Below are 26,224 nucleotides of genomic sequence, written 5' to 3'. Positions count from 1 at the left end.
TAAATTTATTGCATATGTCACCAGTTTTTAAACTTTGTCGAATTATCTTTAGCAAATGTTTTTGTAAAAAATCATCTTCCTAATTCTTATGACCTCAACTATAGAACCATCAGAGCAACTTACTACCCTACCTATTTCCGAACTAAGAGTTGGTGATCAACTGATCAATCTTGGCCCTGTTCTGGAAATCAATGAGCTTGCAGATTCCTTTTCTCTCGTCATTGACAGAATGCAGGAAAGACAGGTGTGGCGCTTCAATAAAGACGAGGAATTACTGATCAGTTCTGATAAGTAATAATTTCATAATATCATTGCTTTACGGAGTACATTTGATAATTTTATACCGGTGATGTTCCTTTACATCGGTAAACTATTTCTTATGATGAATACAATATGCAAAGCCTGCTTTGCCGTTTTGGGCATTATGGCAGTAAGCTATTCAGCAAGTGCACAACAGAAATTTATTGACCCTGCAAACATGGACCTATCGGTCAGGCCAGGTGATGATTTTTATAAATATGCCAGTGGAAAATGGGTAAAAAACAATCCTGTCCCTGCTAAAGAAACCCGCTGGGGAAGCTTTAACCAGTTGAGAGACTTCAACATCAACGCTGTAAAAGGCTTGGTTGAAAACGCTGCCGCAGACAAATCTGCACCCGCCGGATCTGTAAAAAGACGTGTCGGTGATTTTTACAGGGCAGCGATGGACAGTATAGCCATCGAAAAATTAGGTTATACACCTATTAAAGCCGAACTCGAAAAAATTAAGCAACTTAAAAGTACAGTTGATATACTGAACCATGCTGCTTACCTCAGAACCAATGGCCTTGCCTCTCCAATGTTTAGCTTTGGTGTATCGCAGGACAAGAAAAATGTCAACAAATACCTTCCTCAACTCGGACAAGGAGGAACGACACTCCCCGATCGCGATTATTACCTCAAAGACGATAGCCGCAGTGTAAAAATACGCGAAGCTTATACTACATATATGACCGCCCTGTTCAAGTTAACAGGCAGTACAGAAACTCAGGCATCAAAAAAGGCATCTGTGGTAATGGCAATAGAAAAGCAACTCGCCGATGCGCAAATGAGCCGCCTGGAAATGCGTGATCCTTATAAAACCTATAACAAATTTACCTTAACGGATTTTAACAAAAGTACTCCTGCGATCAGTTGGTCATCTCTGTTCAATCAATTGCTAGTCGGCCAGCAGGATACTGTTCTAGTTTCCTCACCTAAATTTTTCGTTAGTCTAAACGGTTTGTTAGAAAGTGTTTCGCTGCCCGACTGGCAGACCTATCTGGAATGGAACATCTTAAAGAGTGCGGCGCCAAACCTAAGCAGTCCTTTCGTAAACGCCACTTTTGCTTTCAACCAGGCGCAGACCGGGCAGAAGGTTCAAACCCCGCGCTGGCAGCGCATGTCGCAGCTAACCGACGGTACCATAGGCGATTTACTGGGCCAGCTTTACGTAGCCAAATATTTCAAGTCTGATGCAAAAGTGCGCATGGACGAATTGATTGAAAACTTGAGGAAGGCTTTCGCAATCAGGATCAAAAACCTGGACTGGATGAGTGACGTAACCAAGCAACAGGCACTCGACAAACTGCATGCTTTTGTACCCAAAATAGGCTATCCATCAAAATGGCGCAATTACGACGGACTGGCCATCCGTCCTGATACTTATCTGCAAAACCTGCGCAATGCAGGCACCTGGGCTTACCAGGAAATGGTAGCTCAACTGGGCAAACCGGTAGACCGCACCCGTTTTGGCATGACTCCTCCCACGGTTAATGCCTATTACAGTGCGACCATGAACGAAATCGTATTCCCGGCCGGGATATTGCAATTCCCTTTCTTCGATCCCAATGCCGATGATGCCGTAAATTATGGCGGAATCGGTGCCGTAATCGGCCACGAAATGTCGCACGGATTCGACGACTCCGGCAGTCAGTACGATAAAGACGGCAACCTGCGTAACTGGTGGACTTCAGAAGACCGCGAGAAATTTGATGCAAAAACAAAATTACTTGGTGAGCAGTTCGACAGCTACAAAGTACTGGATACCATCTCTGTGAACGGCAAGTTTACGATGGGAGAAAACATAGGAGATCTCGGTGGCCTGAACGCCGCTTATGAAGCCTTCAAAATGACCAAACAAGGTCAGTCTGATGAAAAAATTGACGGCTTCATCCCGGATCAGCGCTTCTTCTTATCCTGGGCACAGGTCTGGAGAGGCAACGTGCTGCCTGAAAGTGCAGCACAACTGGTCAAGACAGACCCACATTCACCCGGTCAGTTCAGAACCATCGGTGCTCCTGTAAATATGGACGCCTGGTATAAAGCCTTTGACGTGAAACCCGGAGATAAGCTATACAAGAAGCCGGAAGACAGGATCAGGCTTTGGTAAAGAGCGAACAAAGAGAGCGAGCAAAGAGATTAATGTTAATGAGTTTTAGCTAATTTTACAGCGATGAATAAAATCACATTAACTGCCGATGGATCGAATACACTGTACAACGAAAGCATTGGTGAGCATTACCATTCTAAGCACGGTGCACTGCAAGAGAGCAAACATGTATTTATAGATGCGGGATTAAAGCATACCATTGCCCTATTTCCAGATCAGGATATAAACATTCTGGAAGTAGGATTCGGTACAGGGCTGAATTTCCTGCTCAGTGCTGCTCACTGTTCAGCCCACAACATCCCGCTTAAATACACCTCCCTGGAAGCTTTTCCGCTAAGAAGCGAAGAACTTGAATCAACAGGCTACGATCAATATGTACCGCAGGAAATCTGGGAAGGGCTGGTCGGTAATTATGGCAAAGCCATGCAGCAGGCAGTACATATTGTTCCCGAGCAGCAATTAAGGATACTGCATACCTACCTTCATCGATATGAAAGCACCCAACAATTCGAATTGGTTTATTATGATGCTTTTTCTGTACAGCACCAGCCAGAAATGTGGACTGACGAAATCATTGCCCATACCTGTAAATTTTTAAAACCCGGCGGCATATTCGTAACCTACGCCATCACAGGAAAATTAAAACGTGCATTAAAAAGTGTAGGTTTTACCATAGAAAAACTACCGGGTGCCCCGGGTAAAAGAGAGATGCTGAGGGCCAGAAAAGATCAGGTCTAGGCAAACTCCGATAGCTTAAATTTGTTAAACAATAATGAAAAAGAGAAAATTAGGCAATACAGATTTACTCGTATACCCCATCACATTTGGAGGCAACGTATTTGGCTGGACCATAGACGAACAAACATCATTCAAAATATTAGACGGCTTCACCAGTGCGGGATTTAATTTTATAGATACTGCGGACTCTTATTCACATTGGGCACCCGGCAATAAAGGTGGTGAATCTGAAACGATCATCGGCAACTGGATGCAGGAAAGAAAGAACAGGGACCAGGTCATCATTGCAACCAAAGTAGGTTCTATTCCCGGCTCTGATAAAAAATCTTTAGCGCCTGAATACATCAAGCAATGTGTAGAAAACTCTTTAAAGCGGTTAAAAACAGATTATATCGACCTGTACCAGTCGCACTATGATGACCCTGAAACGCCAATAGAACACACCCTTGAAGTTTATGACCAGCTCATTAAAGAAGGAAAGGTGCGGTGGATAGGGGCTTCTAATTTCTCAGCTGCCAGACTAAAAGCATCTCTTGAAATCGCAGAAACCTCAAATCTGCCCAGATACCAAACCTTTCAACCTGAATATAACCTTTACAAAAGGGAAAAGTACGAAACAGAATCTGAACAGCTTGTAATCGATAATAACCTAGGTGTCATCAACTATTATGCACTCGCCAGTGGCTTTTTAACCGGAAAATACCGTTCAGAGGCCGACCTCAATAAAAGCAAACGCGGCGCTGGCATCAAGACCTATTTAAATGACCGGGGTTTTAAAATATTAAAAGCGCTTGACGATGTTTCAGAGCAATACAATACCAATCCCGCAAGTGTATCCCTTGCCTGGCTGATCGCAAGACCTTCCATTACCGCACCCATCGCCAGTGTAACCAGCTTAGCACAATTGGACGACCTGATCAGGGCCGCAGCTTTAAAACTAGACAACGAAGAAATCGCAATGCTGGATGATGCAAGTGCCTGGAAATAATTATTTCATCTAAGTTTGGCAGGGCATTTGTTTTTAAGGTAACTTACCCTTATAAATTAACTTACAGGCTACCTGATGAAAAACATTTCCCTTCCTTTTTACACCAAACTTGCAATGGTGCTGTTTGCAATCATCTGCCTCGGATACCTTGCCATTTTAGGGCAAACCATCTTAGCTCCCTTGCTTACTTCCTTTTTACTGGCCCTGCTGCTCCTGCCTCTGGCCAATTTTCTGGAGCGCAAATGGCGTTTCAAACGAAGTATGGCATCGATTGTTTCAGTCGTATTGATGATCGCTTTCATCAGCGGTGTCATGTACTTTCTGGCCAATCAGCTCAGCGACCTGTGGGAAGACTGGCCTTTGCTGAAAAAGCAGGCGGAAACTTCCTTCCATGATGTGCAAAACTGGATTTCAAACACCTTCAATGTAAACGCACATAAACAAATAGACTATTTAAAAGAGAGTGCCGCAAGTGCACTGGCCACAAGTGCAACAGTACTGGGTGTGACTTTGATGACCGTCTCCTCTACCCTGCTGTTTCTGTCCTTCCTCTTGCTGTTCACTTTCTTCATATTAAACTACAGAAGGGTATTATTTACCTTTCTAACCTCAGTTTTCGAAGAAAAACATACCCAGAAGGTAAGCGAAATCGTACAGCGCATTCAGTATATCATCAAAAAATACATCACCGGCCTATTTATACAGATGTTGATCGTTACGCTGCTGATGGTCTTTGTACTATGGGCATTAAATGTAAAATATGCCATGTTGCTGGGCCTCATCGCCGGAATGTTCAACATCATTCCCTATATCGGCATCTTTACAGCATTGCTGATCAGTGTATTGATCACATTTGCGACAGCAGGAGCAGCCAAAATGTTACTGGTAATCGTTGCCTTCGTTGCCGTACATGCCGTCGATGGAAATGTTTTAATGCCCCTGGTAGTTGGCTCCAAAGTAAAGATCAATGCTTTATTCGCATTCATAGGCATCGTTGTAGGCGAAATGATCTGGGGCATCTCAGGAATGTTTTTGTGCATCCCTTATCTGGCAATGCTAAAAATCATTTTTGACCGCGTGGATCAGTTAAAACCATGGGGAATTTTGCTCGGAGGCGAGGAAAAACCAAATAAGAAGCGCAGGGTATACCGCATCACAAAAAACATCAAATTAGAGGAACAGGAATAACTCAACATGACAAACGACAAGTCTCCACACATCCTGAACACTTCAGCTAACCTATTGGGATTGTGCTTTGTTGTGCTCACTTCCATTAAGGTATCTAAAATGGCAGACAGCACATTAATAGATGAAACCACTGCACTGGCTATCCTTCTTTTTATGACGAGCTGTATCCTGTCATTTGTATCCATGAGAAAAACATCAGGCTCCAACGAGAAGCTTGAAAAAGTGGCCGACTTTATCTTTCTTTCAGGATTGATTGTTCTTTTTTTAACCACAATGATGATTACCTTTAACTTCGTAAAACAATAACTCGATGCCCCACAATATACCCCCCTTTACCGCCGCAGATCCCTTTTCAGCCTTTCTAAGATTACTCACTGTTTTAGATACCTTACGTACCGAATGTCCATGGGACAAAAAACAAACCATGGAGAGCCTGCGTCACCTGACCATAGAAGAAACCTACGAACTGTCAGATGCCATACTGGAAGGAGACCTGGAAGAGGTTAAAAAAGAACTGGGTGATGTGATGATGCACCTTGTCTTTTACGCACGGATTGCATCTGAGACCAACGATTTCACGATAGTCGACGTACTAAACAGCGTATGCGATAAGCTCATCAGCAGACATCCGCATATTTACGGCGATGTAGAGGTACAGGACGAAAATGATGTAAAGCGCAACTGGGAAAAGCTCAAGCTGAAAGAAGGTAACAAATCTGTGCTTGCGGGAGTTCCTGCAGGCTTACCTTCGCTTGTAAAGGCTAGCCGCATACAGGAAAAGGCACGTGGAGTTGGGTTCGACTGGGAGGATAAAACCCAGGTGTGGGAAAAAGTTGAGGAAGAACTTCAGGAGTTCAAAGACGAATTCAACGTAACAGATACCGCCAACATAGACATTGAGAAAGCCGAAGGCGAATTTGGAGACCTGCTCTTCTCTCTGATCAACTATGCCCGTTTCATCAACATCAATCCAGAGAATGCTTTAGAGAAAACCAATAAGAAATTCATCAAGCGCTTTCAGTATCTCGAAGGGAAAGCCAGGGAAAACGGCAAAGCCCTTCAGGACATGACCCTGGCCGAAATGGATGTGTACTGGAATGAAGCCAAACAATTGTAAAGCACAGGAGAGTTACCCGTGCTTTTTCTTCATGGTCATTTTGGCTTTCTGCCCAATGCCATAATTATGAGTTTTCGCGTTGCTCTCTTTTTTATCGTGGAATGCACCGCCGCCTTTTGGTGCAGTAACATCTTCTTTAACTGTTTTAATTTTTGGGGCCTTAGCAGGCTTATCAACCACCACATCTTCAGGCAGGTCCATTACAGGAATCTTAAATCCTAATGACTGCTCAATTTTACGGAGATCAACCAGCTCCATATCTGTCGCGAAAGTGATCGCCACCACTTCTTCATCTCCGGATTTTACCACGCGGCTCAGGAATACTTCTTTCTTTTCAGGTATTTCGAAGTGAAAAATAAACGGCACACCAGAGATATCCAATGGTGAAGTCAATCCTTCATTTGCCACAATCAGCACTCTTGCTTCAGGAGTATCTTTAAAATCTTCTATATGGTCAAACCCCTCTTCATCAAAAAACAAGGGATTCAATACGGACACTTCACCAGGTTTATAGGAAACGAGGCTCTTTCCAAGCTTTTGTGCAGTCAGGCGACTGTTTACAAATACCACAACCTTTTCGAACACTTCATCATCACGCAGCAAAGAATTCAGCAGGCTGATCTTACTTTTGAAATTAGGAACCTGGTATAACAACAATTCATGGGTTATGGCCTGACTTTCGCCCAGCTCTTCTACCTCAATGGTTACAGGAAAGTTCATAAACTGATCGATCATATGGCTCAGCTTATCGTGTACTACTGTAGTAAAAATCAGGTGTTGTACTTTACCGGCACTTCTTGCAAGTTCACATACCGGGAGTTGCATTCCCTGCTTCACGATCACTTCTGCGTCATCAACGATCAGGATCTGCAACCTGTTCAGGTTCAGTCCGAGTTTCAGATAGACAGCACGCGCTCTCGTTGGCGTTGCTACCACAATATCTATCCCGTCCAGCAGGTCCTGAATCACTTCATCCATCCCTCCTGTTCCATAAAGCCCTATGATCCGAAGACTTCTATTACCACTCAGCATTTTAAACTGGTCAATAACAGCCTCTACGCGTTCTGCATCAGGCACCAGGATCAGCACCTTAGGCGCCTCATCTGTGCTGTATTTTAACTTCATCAAAACTCCGAGCACATAATTGGTGGTCTTACCGCTACCCTCCGGACCTACTGCAATGATATCCTGACCACCAATGATCCTTGACATGGTTTTAGCCTGAATTTCCTTTGCTGAAATATATCCGGCATCATTCATAGCGGATACCAGTGGCTTGCTGAGTTTTAATTTATCTAACGACACTTTTCTTCTGTTAAAATATAATTTACAAACTTAATTAAAACTGAGTTAGCATTCATGATCTGCCATAAATAAACATCAAAAATTGAGGCAGGTAAAACCTCTTGTTACGCGTAACAAACTCATTACAGAAAAGTCATCTGAACGTAATACCTTAAAATAGAGGTATTTTACGGAAATAGCTTACGTATATTTGTATAAGGGAAACCACAAACACTTAAACAATATTAAAATTTGGATAGACTGTACTAGTATAGCTTAAATAGAAAAGAAGCGTAAATTTAATCATCCCACTATGAGAAAATACATTTTAGGTATTACATTCGCCGCCACAATGAGCCTGGTAGTTACCATCCTCAGCTGGACTGCTTCTACAGAGAAACAGCATCCTCAGTTACTTCAAGTCTCTACAGACTCCATCTTCAGTAATTACCTGAAAGACATCTACGACAGCGCACATCTGGCTGCCAGCGGACTCCGTTTAAACGTATTTGAAAAAGCGGTTACCGGCTTTTATAACCTGAAAAATTTGGGTAAAGTATCTTCCGAGAAGTCGATCATCACCATTGCGGACTTTGATCTAGGCAGTAGCCAAAAAAGAATGTGGATCGTAGACCTCGACAAAAAGAACCTGCTTCTCAATACGTGGGTAGCTCACGGAGAGCGTACTGGTGCGGATAAAGCAGTAAAATTCTCTAACACCAACGATTCCCATCAAAGCAGTCTGGGCTTCTATGTAACTGCTGAAATTTACAGAGGACAACATGGCAAGTCTTTGCGTCTGGACGGCATGGACGAGGGCTACAACAACAATGCCCGCATGCGTGACATCGTCGTGCATGGCGCTCCTTATGTAAGTCAGGGCACAATAAATGCACTGGGCAGACTCGGCCGCAGTCACGGATGCCCGGCAGTTGCCCCGGAACTGACAGATAAAGTCATCAATACTATAGCAGGAAAAACTGTGCTGTTCATCAATTCAAGCGGAGAACATTATACCTCTAAATACCTTAATGAAGAGGTCGCAGCAAGCGCATTAGACATATAACCACACGACCATGGGGGCTTTTAAGCCCCCATTTTTTGCAGGTAAGAATACAGCACCACATCCTGACCATAAATATCCTTTCTGAATTGCAGGGTACCATTGGCATCTGTCCAGCAGGTGTAATACGTCAGGTACACCGGAACTTTCTTAGGTAAAGCCAGATCCTTGGCTTCAGGATTGTCTTTATTCTCCATTTGTTTCTTGATGAACTCAAACTTACTGCCTTCTCCAAACAGTGCGCGCGCCAGCTCAAGGGGCTTTTCTACCCTTACGCAGCCATGGCTCACAGCCCGCATAGACTGATTAAACGCTGCTTTGGCCGGCGTATCGTGGAGGTATACCGAACTTTGGTTGTCAAAAAGGAACTTGATCTTTCCGAGCGAATTATCGTCTCCCGGCCTTTGCTTAAACTTATAGACCTTACCTGCGTCGGCTGCAGTCCAGTCGATCAATTCAGTATCCTGCACCAGTTCCCCGTCTTTATACACATCAATATTATTGTTTGCGAGGTAATAACGATCTGCCGCCGCGTATTTAGAGATTTCATTGGTGGCAATACTTTGCGGAATGTTCCATATTGGATTTACCTGAACACTATGGATCACGCTGCCCAACTGCGGGGTTTCTCTAGAAAACGGGCGGTCCTTTTTCAGGTCGCTCTCATCATATTCCCGCAACTCATTCACATTGGCTTCCCTTGCCTCTCCAACGCAGACCTTCATACCGAGCACAGATTTACCCCCTTCTATTACATCCAGATGAAAGTCCGGGATGTTTACCACGACCATTTTACCGGCTTCCTTCCTGTTTTTCCAGCGCAGACGTTCCAGATTCACCTGCAGCACACGCTGCGTCTGTTCCTTACTCATACCCGGAGTGGTTATCCCTTCTTTTAGTGCCTTTTGCAGTGCAACATAAGAGGCACCTTTGGGCTGTATACTGTCCAGATACACTTTCAAGCCTTTTGTTGCCAAAACGCCATTCATAGAAGTGCTATCGGGACGTGCAGTTTCCGTATAATACTGGGCGTAGATGCGCCTCGGGCTGATCAGTCCATACTGCAATGCATTGCTGTAATTGATCAGGGAATTGGCCGTACGCAATTCCAATAAAGCTACATACCTGCTGGCCTCTTCAACCGTTTTGATCGCTTTCTTGTCATATATTTTTTTGAGCAGGCTATCCACCTCCGCGGCCTGGAAAAGTTTAGAATCCAGGCCATGTTCAGCCGATTGGTTCAGGTATTCAGAAAATACCTTCATCTGATCTTCAGGAAGATATTTTAGCAGCAAAGCAGGCTCATATTCATTCTTTTCATAGAAAGCACTGATCAGTTTAGGATTTTTCAGCGAAGAACGCTGCTCCTGGAGTACCTGTTTGAATACCTCGGCAAAGGCATCATTCTCAATTTTTTTGAACACGCTGTTGCGGGTTTCCTTAAAAAGTTCCTTTCCGATTTCAGAGCGGCTTTTCCGGCAGGCCTGCAGACCAATTACCAGTAAAACCATTCCCAGGCACAGCAATTTCGCTGTAGTATAACCCTTTATTGTAGCTGACGTGTTCAAATTCATACACACCTAATAAAAATCAGGTGTATTTTGTTTGACCCTTCAGCGGAAAATCTGATTAAAACACTACACGGCCGGTGTAAACTGTGTTGGAAATAGCCTCTCCGTCATTAGAAATAAACGCAAGATAAGTCTCCGCACAGGTTTCCTTGACCATGGCGTAAGGCTTCGTACCATCAGCAGGTACAAACGGAAGAAAATCTTCTCCTGCAAGCTTTCTGGCTCCCATAATGCAGCAATACTCTGTCTTTGTATCCGGCAAATAAGCTACCATCATCACATGCAGGCGATAGTTATTATACGTATCATCCGCATCCTTGTCCCAGGTAAACGTCAGTTTTCCATCCGCATAGGTCACAGTGGTATCCGCCGGAGGATTTAGTTTTCCCTCTGCGAGCCGCACTTTGGAATAATCAACACTTAGATCAGGATATACTCCCTGTAGGGCATTGTTAAGCTGGTAAGATACCGCCTTGTTTTGTGCCGTTTTGTTGGTGCCCCTTGCAGCCAGCTTGAATCCGACATTGGTGAAAGAGTTCAGAGGACTAATGAGTTCCATCACCACCCGCATCCTGTCGCTGGCAGCTATCTGAGCCGGTGTCCGGGGTTTATTAGATTTATGCGGAGCCATTTTAATAATAGGCTCCCCTAGTCGTATATAAGCTATTTTATTGCCAATCTTGCCTATTATAGGCCCGAAGGGTCCGTTCTTCATTCTTGCCATGTTATATTTGGTTAAAAAGCTGTATAACAGCATACATACAAAGATAGTGATCTGTTTGGACTCCGACAATGTTTCAGGCTGATTTTTAACGGATTTGGTACGGGTGCTAAACGGGTTTGATACGGGTTTTAGCCGTACCAAACCCGCTCCAAACCCGTAACAAATCCGCTGCAAACCCGTAACAAACCAAAGTCAGGCATAAGCGGGCCCTTAGCGCTGCTTTATCTCGCGCGCGCGGAAAAATCTAACTCCGAAGTGGAGTAATTTTAATGAGACTTTAAAAAAATAAATGTGTTAAAAACTATTAAATTTGAAGACCCCATCTAATGACCAACTATGAAAAAAACAATCATTCCCGCGCTGTTACTTTTGTTTGCCATGGCAACTGCATCCTATGCGCAATTTGGCAAACTAAAAGACGCCCTTAACAATGGTGCTTCTTCGTTGTTAAATAGCAAACAGTTAAAATTACTGCAAAATCAACCGATTACGACCAACTTTGACGACTGCAACAAAACAGAGCTCATGCCTCCTTCGTTTGGCGCCGATTCTGTAAAAAAGAAATTATGTGACCTTAAGTCCAGCTATTCAGCAACAGAAGGTTTCAATTTAAAACCCGGCTTCTATACCGGAACTTTTAAAAGTTTTTGCTTACAGGCGGGTACACACGGACCGGATAAAGGAAACGGATATTTGTTTGCTCCGCTTACCGGACCAAAAGAAAAGATCGCCAGAACCCTTATCGCCAATTGGGAGCAGCATCCTGAAATTGAGCAGCGAAAAGTACAGCTGCTGCTGTGGGCCATTGTTGCAAAAACCAACTTCAGCAAATTGTCGGCCGATCTGCAACTCACTGCAGGTGTGCTTTTAAATAAGAATGACATTTCAGCATTGGGTAGCACCATTGTAGATTACCTTTCTGCTGAAGCGATGACCAAACTGACCAGCAACCTGCCTGAACCGGCAAAAACCATAATCGAAATAGAAAACAAAATCAGGGGACTGATGTACCAGGCCAATGCATCTTATGATCAGATAGAAAGTCTGGCTATGCTTGGTGGTATAGCACCTGCCGATCCTGATTTTCCAAGCGGAGTATGGGGACTGCATCCAGATGGTTATTACATCAAATACCTGCCTCACTCTTATTCCAAAACCGAAGTTGTCATTTATGTACCCAAATCTGCAGGCACAATTAAGTTCCTTCCGGTTGGAGATGTAGCTGTACCAGTCAGCAGGGGCTGTCAGCGACTGGGACAATCCAACCTGCTGGTTTGCTCGGAATAATCCGACGACAAAAAGTAACAAATGTGTATATCCAAAAGAGATTGGCGCTTACTTGGCCGAATTTTATATATTTGGGTACACACAATTTAATTAACCAATGACAAACCAATTTAAGACTATTTTAAGCTCTGCCCTTCTTCTTACCCTTACCACGGTAAGCCAGCAGGGTCAGGCGCAGCAAGTAAAAGGCAATGCCCGCTATGTCAACACATTTGTCGGCACTTCAGGGCTTACCGACCCTAAGATCCTGGGCTATGAACTACCTAAAGGCTGGCGTGCCTGGTCGGGACTTACCTTTCCTGGCAGCTCACTGCCCAATGCTATGGTACAGCTGAGTCCAATGACTAAATATCAGCCTGCCGGCGCTGGATATGAATATGAAGATGACAGGATTGTGAGTTTTACCCATACCAATAAGGGGCACTGGAACCTAGGCAATGTTCCGATTCTGCCGATGTCCAATCCCGGCGCTAAGTTCGGCTCTCATTTTTCTCATAAAAACGAAAGTTCAGCCCCTGGATTTTACCAGGTATATCTTGATGATTACCAGATTAACGTGAGCCTGACATCTACCTTAAGGGCGGGGTATCACAGGTATGAATATAAAAACAACAAGAACAGACAGATTCTGTTCGACCTGTCCAAAGCCCTGAGTGGGGTATCAAGATGGAATATTGAGCAGATCGACAAAAATACATTGAAGGGTTTTCAGGGAGGAGAGAACATACATTTCTATGTGATCCTGAACACGGAGATCGACAGTATTGAGCAAAAAAATCCAGGACAAAAAGATGGTTACGCCATCCTGCATCTTGCCAATGGAAGCACCAGCCCTGTTGAATTGAAGATAGGTCTGTCTTTTGTAAGTGCTGATAATGCCAAGGAGAATCTTACTAAGGAAATCGGTGCTAAATCGTTTAAAGAGATTAGAAATAAGGCAAATCACACATGGGAGGACATCCTTTCAACCGTACAGCTAAAAGGAGGAAATGAAAAGCAAAAAACCATGCTTTACTCCTCTCTTTACCGTTCGCTGCTTTGGCCTGCACTGCGCAGTGACGTAAACGGGCAGTACAGGGATGCAAAAAGAAATACTTCAAAAGCTGATTTTAATTATTATACAGAGCCCTCTTTGTGGGATACTTATCGAAATAAGGATGTATTGTTGGGGTTGATGAGTCCTAAAGTTGCTCTTGATGTGATTAAATCCATGAAAGATGTGGGGGATAAAACAGGGGCTATTCCTACGTTCTTCCACGGAGACCATGGAGCATCGTCTATCACAGGGGCATACCTCAGGGGAATTGATGGATTTGATGTTCAGGCTACTTACCAGTTGCTCCTGAAAAACGCTAATGTACCCGGACGGGCACGCCCTTTTCTTGAGGAGTACCTGGCCAAGGGTTATATTTCGGACCCTGATGTGGAGAGGCCTCATGTGGAAACGAAAGCGAGGGCTGGTGTTTCTAAAACGCTGGAATATGCTTACGATGATTATTCGGTAGCGCAGCTTGCGAAGAAACTGGGTGATACTGCCAATTACCGGATCCTGATGGCGAGGTCCAAGAACTATAAAAATATGTTCGATCCTTCAACCAGGTTCATGAGAGGACGGCTGGAAAATGGCAGCTGGGTTAAAAATTTCAATCCTCAATACCCTTACTATGAGTACATGTACAGGGAAGCCAATGCGTGGCAGGTGTCTTTCTTTGCGCCGCATGACATGCCCGGACTGATTGAGCTCTATGGCGGAGCGGATAAATTTGAAGCAAAGCTGGATTCCCTGTTTACCATCCCATGGAACCCTAAATACATTGCACGGAACGTGGAAACGTTTATTGGTCAGTATTGCCATGGCAACCAGCCGGATCATGAGGCCCCTTTTGCTTATACCCTGATTGGAAAGCCGGAAAAAACGCAGAAGATATTGGATCATATACTGAACAACCTGTATGGGATGAAGGATGGGCTCACACTTGCCGGAATGGATGACGCAGGTGAAATGTCGGCCTGGTATGTATTGAGCGCACTTGGCCTATATACTTTTTCTGCTACTGATCCGGAATACCTTGTAACGGCACCTTTATTTGATGAGATCAAATGGACGACCAGTACTGGTAAGCTGCTTACGATTAAAAAACCCAGCAAAGGCCGAAGGATTACAGGCATTAAAATGAACGGCAAGGTGGTTAAAGGCTATTTTGTGCCTCATGATTTGTTTAGGGATGGGGGCTTGCTGGAGATCGCTACGGCGCAGTAAAGGTTTGATAATGCTCCTTTCGTCGAGATGACGCGCATAGCATGCAACGTAACTTTTCAGACACCATGCCTCTATCTAAACCTAACTATCCTTAATATTGTATCATCAAAATATGGACTGATATGAAAAAACTGATACTTAATCTATTCCTGTTTACAGGATCTATAGGGGTTTATGCCCAGGATGCTGTCGATTACCAGATACCGCCGCAGGCGATGGCAGATCTGTTGCTGGCCAAACCTACTCCTGGTGTGAGCATTGACGGAAAAGCAGAATGGATGTTGCTCAGCAACCGCAATTCCTACGCTTCTGTAGAAGAACTGGCGATGCCGGAATACCGTATAGCCGGATTGCGCATCAACCCTAATAATTATTCTCCGAGCAGACAGGTGTTCGTCAACAGTTTCAGTATAAAGAACATCAAATCGGGAAAAACTACTGTGGTAACCGGCGTGCCTTCTCCGCTGTATGCGGGCAACATCAGCTGGAGTCCGGATGAGAAAAAGATCTCTTTTACAAACACCACGCAAAAAGGTGTGGATCTGTATACCATCGATGTGGCTACACAAAAAGCTGTAAAGATTAATAAAGGCGCTTTAAATGTGGTCTTAGGCGGCGGAATCAGTTGGCTGAACAATGCCACTTTATTGTATAGGATCGCAACAAAACCGGCAAGCTTGGCACCTCCCAAGCCTTTGATGCCAAAAGGTCCAACCGTTCAGCAGAACCTGGGTAAGGCAGCGCCTAGTGTGACTTACCAGGATCTGATTAAATCACCTTACGACGAGCAGCTGTTTGAGTTTTACGCGACTTCACAACTGGTAAAAAATACCGGCGGGGTGGAAATACCGATAGGAAAACCAGCCATTTATGCAGGGGTAAGTACTTCTCCGGATAAAAATTACTTGATGCTCAGAACCATCAGAAAACCTTTCTCCTACCTGGTAGCAGCGGGAGGCTTCCCTTCTACCATTTCGATTACCGATCTGAATGGAAAACTGGTTAAGGAAATCATCAAATTGCCTTCTTCAGAAGGTACTCCTTCGGGATATGATAATACGCAAAATGTAGCGCGCGGATACGACTGGCGTGATGATGAACCTGCAACCATTACCTGGGCAGAGCCTTTGGACAGCGGACTCATCAAAAAACAGGTGGATTACCATGATGCCGTTTACGCGCTAAGTGCTCCTTTTACCGGTCAGCCGAAAGAATTGTTTAAAACGCAAACACGTTTCAGGGGCATTTCCTGGGGCGATGCAACACTTGCCCTGGTTCAGGAAGGCCTGCGCAGCAAACAAACGGTAAGAATTAACCGCTATAACCCTTCGACCGGTGCGTTGGAGACATTGATCGAGCGGAACCAGACGGATGCTTACAACGACCCGGGATCGCCTGTGACGACAAAAAACAAATACGGCAGACAGGTGATCCAGGTACTGGAAAATGGAACTAAACTATTGATGAACAATACTGCCGGTTCTTCTGCGAAAGGCGACTTGCCTTTCCTGGCGAAGTTTGACCTGAATACCAAAAAGAATGATATCCTCTGGCGCAGTGCCGAAGGTACTTATGAAGTAGTATCTGATGTATTGGATGCCAATAAACTGGTATTGCTAACCAGGAAAGAATCACAAAAAGATGTGCCTAATTATTACATCAAGAACCTCATGCTGAGGATTGCAGATCAACCGATCACCAGTTTTACCAACCCTTATCCATTGCTGACGGGCGTATCTAAAGAAAAAATATCTTATAAACGTGCGGACGGCGTAGACCTGACGGGCGATCTTTACCTGCCAAAGGGATATGATAAAGCTAAAGACGGGCCACTACCTGTTTTACTATGGGCTTACCCACGTGAGTTTAACTCGGCTTCAGATGCGGCACAGATCAGGGGTTCTAAAGACCGCTTCACGACCATCAGCTGGGCTTCGCCGATTTATTGGGTAACTCAGGGCTATGCCGTGCTGGACAATGCGGAGATGCCGATTGTGGCGGCTGCAGACAAAAAACCAAATGACACTTTTGTAGACCAGCTGAAACTCAATGCAGAGGCCGCTATCAATAAACTTTCTGAAATGGGTGTAGGCGACAAGAACCGCATGGCTGTGGGCGGACACAGCTATGGAGCTTTCATGACTGCCAACTTACTGGCCCATACCGGGCTATTTAAAGCCGGAATTGCCCGCAGTGGTGCATACAACAGAACCCTGACTCCTTTCGGTTTCCAGAATGAAGAACGTACGTACTGGGATGCGCCCCAGTTGTATTATGAAATGAGTCCATTCAGCTATGCCAACAAAATAAAAACCCCACTGCTTTTGATACACGGTGATTCGGACAACAATCCTGGCACTTATCCGATCAACAGCGAGCGATTATTTGCCGCCATTAAGGGATTTGGAGGAACAACTCGCTTTGTGTTCCTGCCCTATGAATCACATAGCTATGCCGGCAAGGAAAACATACTGCACATGCTATGGGAAATGAATACCTGGCTGGATAAATACGTGAAAAACGCGAAATAGTTATTTGAACCTGATTGCTTTTAACGGGCTGATCTTGCTGACCAACAGAGAAGGCAGGATCAGCACGATTAAGCAGATGACCACTGTCGCTATGTTGAGCAGCAGCACATCAATAAAATGGACTTCCAGGGGCACGTAAGACAGATAATAAGAAGTCTGATCGAGCTTAAAGATATGAGTGGTCTGTTGCAGAAAGGCTAAGCCTAGTCCAAGTATGTTGCCGAGTATGAGTCCGATGCCGACAAGGTAAAGCGCATTGTAAAGGAAGATCTTCATGACACCGTAGTCCGTCATCCCGAAGGCTTTCAGCATCCCGATCATATTGGTGCGTTCCAGTATCATGATCAGCAAGGCGGTAATCATATTGATGACACCTACTACCATCATCAGGATCAGCAATACTTTGGTGTTGACATCAAGCAAAGAAAGCCAGGTGAAAATTGCCGGAAAATACTCCTGTACAGATTCTGATTTGAGCTTCATTTCCAGTCCTTCATAGATGGTTCTGGATACCTGCTGCAGTTTAGAAAAGTCTTTAACCCTGATCTCGAGTCCGCCAATTTCATTTGGCTTCCAGTTGTTTAGCCTCCGGATCACATTGATATCGCCAATGACGAATCCTTTGTCTATTTCCTCCACACCGATGCTGTAAATACCTGCTATGGTAAATTTACGCGGCCGCGGGGGGTCCTGTACAAAGTGCATGATGAAACTATCTCCGGTTTTCAGTTTGAGGCGGTCGGCGGTAAACTGAGAGATCATGATCTGCTTCATCGCCGCTGCGCTATCGGTAAAGTTGATCACATTGCCGCTGACAAGGTGCTTGCGGATGTAATCCCAGTTGAAGGTCTTGTCAATTCCTTTATAAACGATCCCCTCCACCTCATCATTGACAGATATGATGGCGGGCTTGGTGGCATAAGGCTGAAAGTATTCGACATCCGGATTCTTCTTGAGGTCGTTGATGGTTTCGGCAGCGGGGGTAAACGGAGAGAGTTCAAAGGAATTGTTCAGGTCGAATTTAAAGATCCTCACATCTCCGATATATCCCCTTACCTTTTCCTGGATCTCGCTTTTAAAACCCTTGATAATTGCCACAGAAAGCATCATCACAGCCAGGCTGAGCATAACGCCCGCGATTGCTATGCGAACGATCAGCTTTGAAAATGTACGTTCAGATTTAACGGCTATCCGTCCTGCTATGAAATATTCTGTATTCAACCTCTTGCAATAAATTGTAACTTAGCAAAAATGCTCAATTGATTTTGATTTAAACGTATATTAATAAAAAAAGGTTCACCAATGACTTCATCACTTATACATATTTTAAATGCAGCACTGCTCTCCTTTTCATTACAGGCCTGTGGTTCAACCGGCAAAGTAGTTTTTAATCCGGGCGTACCTAAACCAGATCAGGTAAAAGCGGAGAACTTCGACAAACCTGTCAACGAAAAGTTGCGTACCGGTGCAGAGCAAACAGAATTGTACGTTCCTTATCTGAAAGGGAAACGTGTGGGAATGGTGGTAAACCCGACCTCAATCATTGGAAAAGAAACTACGGTAGACAGCTTACTGACCCTGGGTGTTAAAATTGTAAAGATCTTTGGTCCTGAACATGGTTTTAGGGGCAATGCCAGCAACGGTGTGCATGTAAACGATGAAATTGATGTGAAAACCGGAATTAAGGCGGTTTCGTTATACGGAAAACATTCCAAGCCGACTGCAGCAGACCTGGCGGATGTTGATGTTGTTGTTTTTGACATACAAGATGTGGGCGTACGTTTCTATACCTATATCAATACATTGCAACATGTGATGGAAGCCTGTGCCGAGCACAAAAAGGAAGTCCTGATACTGGACAGGCCAAATCCGAATGGTTTTTACATAGACGGCCCGATATTGGACCCGCAGTTCAAATCGGGCATAGGTCTGAAACCGATTCCTGCAGTGCACGGACTTACAGTTGGCGAGTATGCCCAAATGCTGAATGGTGAGAACTGGCTGGACAATAAGCTACAATGTAAGATTAAGATCATCAAAGTGGCGAATTACACCCATGATACACCATATGAACTTCCGGTGAACCCCTCACCAAACCTGAATACTCCACAGTCGATTTTATTGTACCCAAGCATGTGCCTTTTTGAGGGGACTTACCTGAACTATGGCCGGGGCACACAGTTTCCGTTTACGATAGTAGGTGCACCGGCACTGAAGGGCAAATACAGTTTTTCTTTTACCCCGGTAAGTATAAAGGGCATGTCTGAAACCCCTATTTTTATGAATAAGGTGTGTCATGGACTGGACCTGCGCAATTATGACACGTCGATATTCCGGAGAACAAAGCAGCTTAATTTGAGCTGGATGATTGAGCTTTATAAAAATTCGCCGAATAAGGCAGACTTTTTTAATTCTAACCTGAGCAACCAGATGGGGGTAATAGAAAGGCTGATTGGTGTAGCTGATTTCAGAAAACAGATCATTGCAGGTAAATCGGAGAAAGAAATCAGGGCGAGCTGGGAACCGGGATTGAGCAAGTATAAAACAATGCGTAAGAAGTATTTGTTGTATCCTTAAATGAGGCAAGGATCGTCATCTCGACGACAGGAGAGATCTTTCGACCGTGTACGAACATTGAGGTAAACACCATACTTATGAACAGCGAACCAAAAAAGAAAAACGAAAAGCCGAGCAGTAACTATAGGGAAGAAATCCCGAAAGATAAGGTTCCTGCCGGAGATAAAGCCGTAAAAAAGGCAGAAGATGAAGATTATAAAGGAGAAGAGGCACACTTCAAAAACCCGGCAAAGCAAAGGGAGCAAAGTGAACAGCCAGTACATCCAATAAAAAAAGCGCCTAAAGATTAGGCGCTTTTTTTATTTAAAACTATCGAACAATTACTTCTTCTGTGCGGCTCTCAGAAATTGCATTAACACTTTCTCATCATTCTCCACAGCTTTGATGCTCTCACTATGGTCTTTATTGACCTTTTTAAGGTATTTTGCCAACTGATCATTTTCAAAAGCTTCCAGCAACAGCGGATATACATATGAGCTTTTACAAACCGCACGTGTATTGCCCAACTTCCCTGCCACACAGTCCAGCACTTCTACAATGACCTTCTTTTTGGGTTTCTCCTGATCATCATTACTGCAGCAAATGGCCAGTTGTCTCAAAGCCTCAAGCGTACCTCCCCAGGTGCGAAAATCCTTTGCAGTAAAATCGCTACCGGTAATCTCCCTGATGTAATTATTGATCCGCCCCGAGTCTATTGGTCGGTGTTCGTTACCTTCAGTATAATATTGAAAGAGATCCTGTCCCGGTATTTCTTTACATTGTCTAATCAGCTTAGCCAGCGTCTTGTCGTTGAGCTGCACATTCTGCTGCACACCCTTTTTACCCTTAAAAGTGAGCTTAAGTTTATTGCCCTCAATCTTAACGTGCTTATTTGTCAAGGTGGTCAGTCCATAGCTGCCATATAATTCTTTATAGGCATCATTGCCTACACGGATCAGCGTTTTGAGCATGACCTGCATGGAAATGGCGAGTACTTTCTGCTCGTCGAATTCTTTTCTTCTCAGGTCTTTTGCGATGCGCTTCCTGGCTTTCGGAAGCACCTTTCCAAATTCCAAGAGTCTGAAATACTTACTGTCCGACCGCCGGGAAGTCCACTCCGGATGATAACGATACTGCTTTCTTCCCGCGGCATCAATGCCTGTAGCCTGCAGGTATGCGTTTTTCTTTGGTGCGATCCAGACTTTTTGCCAGGCCGGCGGCAGGACAAGCGACTTGATGCGGCTAAGCTGGGCCTCATCATCGGTGCGCTTTCCATCTTTATCTGTGTAATAAAACTTTCCAGGCTTTCCGTTCCTGTATATCCCTGGCTGGCTATCTGTTACATAGGACAAGCCACTGGATTTGATCTCTTCTAAGGTTTGTACCATAAGGATATGCTGAAAAATGCGTTTAATTTTTAGTTATTTTGCAATAGCGTCATAACCGTTAATCACAAACAAGAAATTATGAAAATAGTTTTCATGGGCACCCCGGACTTTGCAGTTGCTTCCCTGAATGCATTGGTAGCAGGAGGATTTGACATTGCAGCTGTAGTAACCGCAGCAGATAAACCTGCCGGCCGCGGACAAAAACTTCAGGAAAGTGCAGTAAAGCAATATGCTATATCAAAAGGCATCAAGGTATTGCAGCCCCTGAAACTGAAGGACCCTTTGTTTATTGAAGAACTACGGGCATTGCAGGCAGATCTGCATGTAGTAGTGGCGTTTAGAATGCTTCCTGAAGTGGTTTGGAACATGCCTCGCATGGGCACCATCAATCTTCACGGCTCCCTTCTGCCGCAGTACAGGGGTGCCGCACCAATTAACCATGCGATCATCAATGGGGAAAAAGAAAGCGGGGTTACGACGTTTTTCCTGAAACATGAAATTGATACCGGAGATATTATTTTCTCTGAAGGTGTAGCTATTGCTGAGGATGAAACTGCGGGTGAATTGCATGATAAACTGATGAATGTAGGTGCCGGTCTGCTGACCCGCACTGTTCAGGCTATTGCCACAGGTGAATATACAGAGCAGCCACAACCTCAGAGTGATGAACTTAAACATGCACCTAAAATCTTTAAAGAGCATTGTCAGATCGACTGGAACCAACCGGCCGCAAAGATATACAATCTGATACGCGGATTGAGTCCGTACCCAACCGCTTTTACAAAACTGAACGATAAGACGCTGAAAGTTTTTAAAGCAGAGCTGGAAGATAAGGAACCGGGAATTTCACCGGGAGCGTTCTTATCCGACGGTAAGACTTACCTGAAATTTGCAGCCAGAGATGGGTTTATCAAGCTGACAGATCTTCAATATGAGGGTAAAAAGCGAATGCTGGTTGATGAATTCTTAAGGGGAATGCGCTTATAGAGAGCGCCTGAGAGCATTTACTTTACGCGGTTGACCAGCTCTTCTCCTTTGACAAAGGCATCAAGGTTTCCGAAAGTAGTTTTGGCGATTTCCTCCATGGCCTCTTTGGTGAAAAACCCCTGGTGTGAGGTAATCAGCACATTGGGAAAGGAAATGAGCCTGGTGATGAGGTCATCCTGTATCACATCTTCCGATCGATCGTGAAAAAAGAGCGCCGATTCCTGCTCATAGACATCAAAACCCAGTGACCCCAGTTGCCCTGTTTTCAAAGCCTCAATAACTGCTTTGGTATCGACGAGTCCGCCCCTGCTGGTGTTGATCAGCATAGCCCCTTGTTTAAAAGCTTAAGGCTTTCGGCATTGATCAGGTGATTGGTCTGTTCCGTTAAAGGGCAATGCAGGGCTACCACATCAGCATCTGCAAGTGTGTCTTCCAGGTTGCCGTAAACTACTCCATTCCTTTTTAGTGTTTCTGAGGGATAGGGATCATAGGCATTGATCCGGCAGCCAAATCCGGCTAAAATCCGGCAAAAGGCAGCTCCGATATTTCCTGTACCTACTACGGCAACCTTACGTCCGTGAAGATTAAATCCCATCAGCCGCTCCAGAGAAAAATTACCTTCCCTTACGCGATTATAAGCCTTATGCGTTTTCCTATTGAGTGTAAGGATCAATGCCATTGCATGCTCAGCCACTGCCTCTGGAGAATAAGCGGGTACGCGAAGTACCGGAATACCGAATTGCGTTGCAGTGGAAATGTCTACATTGTTAAAGCCTGCACAGCGCAGAACAATTAATTTTAAGCCATTTTTATGCAGTTGGTTCAACACAGCAGTATTGATGCTGTCATTTACAAAAACGCAGATCGCATCAAATCCATCAGCCAGTTTAGCGGTATCTTCGTTTAAGGCAACGCTAAAAAAAGACAGTTCGTGACCGGTATTGAAGCGGCTTAAAAATTCTTCATCATACTGGCAGGTACTGAATACGGCGATTTTCATAAAAGTAAATATAGCACAAATAGTATAAAGCCGGGCGGAAATTACAGTACATTGAGTTTTGCACTCAGCAGCTTGGTCACCTCATTGAAGTAACGCTTTCTGCCGTATCCCATCACCCAGCGGATTCCCCCGATAGCGTTGGTGATGAATACCTCCTCGGCTTCCTTTAAAACCTCCGGATTGATCTGTGCTTCTACGATTTGAATGTTGTTGGTTTTGGCGATATTCATCACTACTCCGCGCATGACCCCCGAAATACAGCCTTCAGATAATGCCGGGGTATAGATCTGTTTGTTGTACACCACAAATACATTTGAGCTGATGCTTTCGCATAAAAAGCCATTGTGATTCAGGATAAATACTTCATCCAGGCTGTGTTGCTTTTTATAAAGACCGGCCATAACATAGACCAAAGAATTGCAGGTCTTGTAGTTAGCAAGCTTATCAACAGATTTTGTGAGTTCATCGTATACATCTACGATCAATCCCTTTTTATTGAGCTCGTAAGTACTTTCCGTAAGGGGACTTGCCTCCAGTACATAACCGGATTTATTGGTCGCGGGTGTATAGAGACCTTCTCCATCCCGATAAACTGACAAACGGAAACGTACATTGTCTTTCAGTTTATTTTTCTTACAAAGTTCTGCTGTTTTCTGCTTCAGGAAATACTCATCGAGCAGATTTGCCCCTTCCATTTTCAATGCTTTCATCCCGGCTTTCAGTCTGTCGGCATGCTGCTCGGCAAATTTAAGCTTCCCATTAACCATGCGCATAGACTCAAACAGTCCATCGCCATACCTGAATCCCCGGTTATGGGCAGTAAGAATGGGTTGATTTACAGGTATAAACTCGTCGTTATGTATGATGTATTCCTGTTGCATTTATTGGGGCTGTACAATGTAATTTCTCCATTTGTTTAGAGCGGAGTCGAAATCAGAAGGCAAAGGCGCTTCAAATTCCATGTATTTTTTAGTAGTAGGATGAATAAATCCTAAAGTTTGTGCGTGAAGTGCCTGACGCGGTAAAAGCCCAAAAGTATTTTGAACAAATTGCTTGTACTTATTGAAGGTAGTACCTTTTACAATTTTATCGCCCCCGTAATTGGCATCATTAAATAAAGGATGTCCGATATGCTGCATATGTGCCCTGATCTGATGTGTACGGCCAGTTTCTAACTGGCAGCTGATTAAAGTTACATATCCTAAACGCTCAAGAACGGTATAATGTGTTACGGACCACTTACCTTTTTCTTCATCGTCATATACATCCATCACAATGCGGTTCTTTAAGCTACGCCCGATATAACCTGTAACTGTACCATTGTCAGCGATATCTCCCCAGGCAAGGGCAACATACTTACGGGTGATGCTGTGGTCAAAGAACTGTTTGGCCAGTTTGGTCATCGTGATTTCGTTTTTGCTGATGAGCAATAAGCCTGATGTATCTTTATCAATTCGGTGTACGAGGCCTGGTCTGCCTTCATTACCAGGTAGCTGAGGAAGTTGCTCAAAATGGAAGGCCAGCGCATTTACCAGTGTACCCGTATAATTGTTGTAGCCCGGATGCACGACCATACCAGCAGGTTTATTTACCACAAGCAAATCATTGTCTTCATATACGATATCTAATGGTATGTCTTCAGGATAAACTTCGGTATCCCTAGGCGGATGCGGGAAGACAACAGAAATTTCATCGGCAGGCTTAACTTTATAACTTGGCTTAATCGTCTTTTTGTTGACCAGGACATTCCCAGCATCTATGGCGTTCTGTATCCTGTTGCGCGAAGCATTTTCTACCCTATACATCAAAAATTTGTCAATTCGTAGCAAAGACTGTCCTTTATCTACAACAATGTTCAGATGTTCGTACAGATCCTGATCTTCTAACTCCTGCCCGCTGGTGATATTTTCCATTAAAACTATATTTTCTTTATGTTAAGAAACACACTGATTCCTGCATTGTTATACGTTTAGATAACATTAAAGTTCATTATGTATTTCAACTGCAAAACTAATCTTTTACCGGGAACATCCAGAAAAAGAAATTGGCCTATTCTTTGAGGACTGCTTGTTCTCATATAAAAAACTGCTTATGAAAAATTTTACTCAAAATGTTAAGATCATCCTTAACTTTTTCCCCTACCTGATCAGAAAAATATACTTCAGACCTTAATACTGTTGCCTCGCGAATAAATAGCGAGGTTTATCAGCAAAGGCATTTATATTTGTATTCATGTTTACAGATATTTATAGCCCATTACAACAATTAAAACATCAGTCAAGACACCAGGTCCAGGTTAAAAGAGATGATTTAATTGACCCTTACATCTCAGGGAATAAATGGCGTAAACTCAAATACATACTTCAGGAAGTTCAGGAAAAATCTAAAAGTCACATCGTGACCTTTGGAGGTGCCTATTCCAATCATTTAGTAGCAACCGCCGCTGCATGCTGCAGGGCCGGACTGAAAAGTACTGCCTTTGTACGTGGCGAACAGGTAGAAAATGAAATGCTTGCATTATGTAAGTTGTTCGGAATGAACCTGATTTTTACCGACAGAACAAGCTATAAAGATAAGAACTCACTGTTCAGCATTCACTACGGCGACGATCAGGACGCATTTTTTGTGGACGAGGGCGGCGCCTGTACTGAAGCGGTGGAAGGCTGTGCTGAAATCATCGGGGAACTCCCTAACAATATAGATCATATATTTTGTGCAGCCGGCACGGGTACTACCGCAGCGGGCCTTCTAAAAGGCATTCATCAGCAGGGACTCAAAACGCAGCTGCATGTGATCCCAGTTTTAAAAGGTGGTGATTTTATAGCCGATGAAATCGTAAGCTATACCGGAAAATCTGACCAGCTGACCCTCCATACCGATTATCACTTTGGAGGCTATGCGAAAACACAACCAGAACTCATTCATTTTATGAAAAGCTTTATTGCTGAAGAAGGCATGCTCATAGATCCGGTTTATACCTCGAAGATGTTTTTTGCTATCGATGATCTGCTGAAAAAAGATTACTTCAAAGCAAATGAAAAGATCCTCGCTATCCATACCGGAGGACTGCTTGGGATAATGGGCATGAAGGATAAATTTTAGTTACCTTTGATACATATCAAAAATAGAAGT

The 26,224-nt window shown here is 44.1% G+C and carries 22 protein-coding genes and 1 pseudogene; 15 read left to right on the top strand and 8 right to left on the bottom strand.

The genetic code is table 11. The annotated features are described in order from the left end of the window. The first annotated feature begins 88 nt into the window (after positions 1-88). From FA047_RS18245 to mazG, 7 genes are all read left to right on the top strand, one after another. The gene (locus FA047_RS18245) at positions 89-295 is read left to right on the top strand and encodes a hypothetical protein (protein ID WP_136837534.1); all 207 of its coding nucleotides are present in this window, start codon (positions 89-91) and stop codon (positions 293-295) included. Positions 296-379: 84 nt separating this feature from the next. Beyond that, positions 380-2,410, top strand: coding sequence for a M13 family metallopeptidase (locus tag FA047_RS18240; RefSeq protein WP_394347599.1), 2,031 nt, complete (start codon positions 380-382; stop codon positions 2,408-2,410). Positions 2,411-2,473: 63 nt separating this feature from the next. Next, entirely contained in the window at positions 2,474-3,148 is a 675-nt protein-coding gene (gene mnmD, locus FA047_RS18235; RefSeq protein WP_136837533.1) for a tRNA (5-methylaminomethyl-2-thiouridine)(34)-methyltransferase MnmD, read from the top strand. Between the two features lie 34 nt (positions 3,149-3,182). Beyond that, positions 3,183-4,136 carry an aldo/keto reductase gene (locus FA047_RS18230; protein WP_136837532.1) on the top strand — a complete coding sequence of 318 codons (954 nt, stop codon included), beginning with the start codon at positions 3,183-3,185 and terminating at the stop codon, positions 4,134-4,136. Positions 4,137-4,211: 75 nt separating this feature from the next. After that, positions 4,212-5,324, top strand: coding sequence for an AI-2E family transporter (locus FA047_RS18225; RefSeq protein WP_136837531.1), 1,113 nt, complete (start codon positions 4,212-4,214; stop codon positions 5,322-5,324). Positions 5,325-5,330: 6 nt separating this feature from the next. Beyond that, complete coding sequence (locus FA047_RS18220) at positions 5,331-5,630, top strand: hypothetical protein (RefSeq protein ID WP_136837530.1); 300 nt, start codon at positions 5,331-5,333, stop codon at positions 5,628-5,630. Positions 5,631-5,634: 4 nt separating this feature from the next. Beyond that, positions 5,635-6,441: a nucleoside triphosphate pyrophosphohydrolase gene (gene mazG / locus FA047_RS18215; RefSeq protein WP_136837529.1), complete on the top strand. Its 807-nt coding sequence runs from the start codon at positions 5,635-5,637 to the stop codon at positions 6,439-6,441. 12 nt (positions 6,442-6,453) lie between these two features. Here the strand turns inward: mazG and FA047_RS18210 are convergent, their stop codons facing one another. Beyond that, positions 6,454-7,746 (bottom strand): DEAD/DEAH box helicase, encoded by a 1,293-nt coding sequence (locus FA047_RS18210; RefSeq protein WP_136837528.1) that lies wholly within the window; start codon positions 7,744-7,746, stop codon positions 6,454-6,456. Positions 7,747-8,038: 292 nt separating this feature from the next. Here FA047_RS18210 and FA047_RS18205 point away from each other — a divergent pair, with 292 nt between their 5' ends. Further along, complete coding sequence (locus tag FA047_RS18205) at positions 8,039-8,791, top strand: murein L,D-transpeptidase catalytic domain family protein (protein ID WP_225872784.1); 753 nt, start codon at positions 8,039-8,041, stop codon at positions 8,789-8,791. Between the two features lie 20 nt (positions 8,792-8,811). On the opposite strand, the gene FA047_RS18200 is transcribed toward FA047_RS18205, so the two are convergent. Then, positions 8,812-10,362, bottom strand: coding sequence for a L,D-transpeptidase family protein (locus FA047_RS18200; RefSeq protein ID WP_225872783.1), 1,551 nt, complete (start codon positions 10,360-10,362; stop codon positions 8,812-8,814). A gap of 55 nt (positions 10,363-10,417) precedes the next feature. Beyond that, entirely contained in the window at positions 10,418-11,083 is a 666-nt protein-coding gene (locus tag FA047_RS18195; RefSeq protein ID WP_136837527.1) for a DUF6266 family protein, read from the bottom strand. A 336-nt stretch (positions 11,084-11,419) separates the two neighbouring features. Here FA047_RS18195 and FA047_RS18190 point away from each other — a divergent pair, with 336 nt between their 5' ends. The 3 genes from FA047_RS18190 to FA047_RS18180 all read left to right on the top strand — a co-directional run bounded on the left by FA047_RS18190 (position 11,420) and on the right by FA047_RS18180 (position 17,161). After that, complete coding sequence (locus tag FA047_RS18190) at positions 11,420-12,370, top strand: hypothetical protein (protein WP_136837526.1); 951 nt, start codon at positions 11,420-11,422, stop codon at positions 12,368-12,370. 97 nt (positions 12,371-12,467) lie between these two features. After that, a complete protein-coding gene (locus FA047_RS18185) occupies positions 12,468-14,630 on the top strand; it encodes a GH92 family glycosyl hydrolase (protein WP_136837525.1) in 2,163 nt (720 codons plus the stop codon). A 122-nt stretch (positions 14,631-14,752) separates the two neighbouring features. Continuing rightward, complete coding sequence (locus tag FA047_RS18180) at positions 14,753-17,161, top strand: alpha/beta hydrolase family protein (protein ID WP_136837524.1); 2,409 nt, start codon at positions 14,753-14,755, stop codon at positions 17,159-17,161. Here FA047_RS18180 and FA047_RS18175 read toward each other — a convergent pair whose 3' ends face one another. Continuing rightward, the gene (locus FA047_RS18175) at positions 17,162-18,382 is read right to left on the bottom strand and encodes an ABC transporter permease (RefSeq protein ID WP_136837523.1); all 1,221 of its coding nucleotides are present in this window, start codon (positions 18,380-18,382) and stop codon (positions 17,162-17,164) included. It abuts the gene before it with no gap. A gap of 81 nt (positions 18,383-18,463) precedes the next feature. Here FA047_RS18175 and FA047_RS18170 point away from each other — a divergent pair, with 81 nt between their 5' ends. Together FA047_RS18170 and FA047_RS18165 are read left to right on the top strand one after the other, a co-directional pair. After that, the gene (locus FA047_RS18170; protein ID WP_136837522.1) at positions 18,464-19,738 is read left to right on the top strand and encodes an exo-beta-N-acetylmuramidase NamZ family protein; all 1,275 of its coding nucleotides are present in this window, start codon (positions 18,464-18,466) and stop codon (positions 19,736-19,738) included. Between the two features lie 77 nt (positions 19,739-19,815). Further along, positions 19,816-20,028, top strand: coding sequence for a hypothetical protein (locus FA047_RS18165; protein WP_136837521.1), 213 nt, complete (start codon positions 19,816-19,818; stop codon positions 20,026-20,028). Between the two features lie 30 nt (positions 20,029-20,058). On the opposite strand, the gene FA047_RS18160 is transcribed toward FA047_RS18165, so the two are convergent. Further along, the gene (locus FA047_RS18160) at positions 20,059-21,105 is read right to left on the bottom strand and encodes a DNA topoisomerase IB (RefSeq protein ID WP_136837520.1); all 1,047 of its coding nucleotides are present in this window, start codon (positions 21,103-21,105) and stop codon (positions 20,059-20,061) included. 78 nt (positions 21,106-21,183) lie between these two features. Between FA047_RS18160 and fmt the strand changes: the two genes are divergently transcribed. Beyond that, positions 21,184-22,092, top strand: coding sequence for a methionyl-tRNA formyltransferase (fmt, locus tag FA047_RS18155; RefSeq protein ID WP_136837519.1), 909 nt, complete (start codon positions 21,184-21,186; stop codon positions 22,090-22,092). 17 nt (positions 22,093-22,109) lie between these two features. Here fmt and FA047_RS18150 read toward each other — a convergent pair. From FA047_RS18150 to FA047_RS18140, 3 genes and pseudogenes are all read right to left on the bottom strand, one after another. Continuing rightward, positions 22,110-23,092 (bottom strand): annotated as a pseudogene (locus FA047_RS18150) (2-hydroxyacid dehydrogenase). A 41-nt stretch (positions 23,093-23,133) separates the two neighbouring features. After that, complete coding sequence (locus tag FA047_RS18145) at positions 23,134-23,973, bottom strand: aminotransferase class IV (RefSeq protein WP_136837518.1); 840 nt, start codon at positions 23,971-23,973, stop codon at positions 23,134-23,136. After that, positions 23,974-25,005: an RluA family pseudouridine synthase gene (locus FA047_RS18140; protein WP_136837517.1), complete on the bottom strand. Its 1,032-nt coding sequence runs from the start codon at positions 25,003-25,005 to the stop codon at positions 23,974-23,976. Between the two features lie 319 nt (positions 25,006-25,324). On the opposite strand from FA047_RS18140, the gene FA047_RS18135 reads away from it, so the two are divergent. Further along, the gene (locus tag FA047_RS18135) at positions 25,325-26,194 is read left to right on the top strand and encodes a 1-aminocyclopropane-1-carboxylate deaminase/D-cysteine desulfhydrase (RefSeq protein ID WP_136837516.1); all 870 of its coding nucleotides are present in this window, start codon (positions 25,325-25,327) and stop codon (positions 26,192-26,194) included. The last annotated feature ends 30 nt before the right edge of the window (positions 26,195-26,224 follow it).

Source organism: Pedobacter frigoris, from assembly GCF_005116445.1.
Classification (GTDB): Bacteria; Bacteroidota; Bacteroidia; order Sphingobacteriales; family Sphingobacteriaceae; genus Pedobacter; species Pedobacter frigoris.
This window is presented reverse-complemented; position numbering and strand designations above follow the sequence as displayed.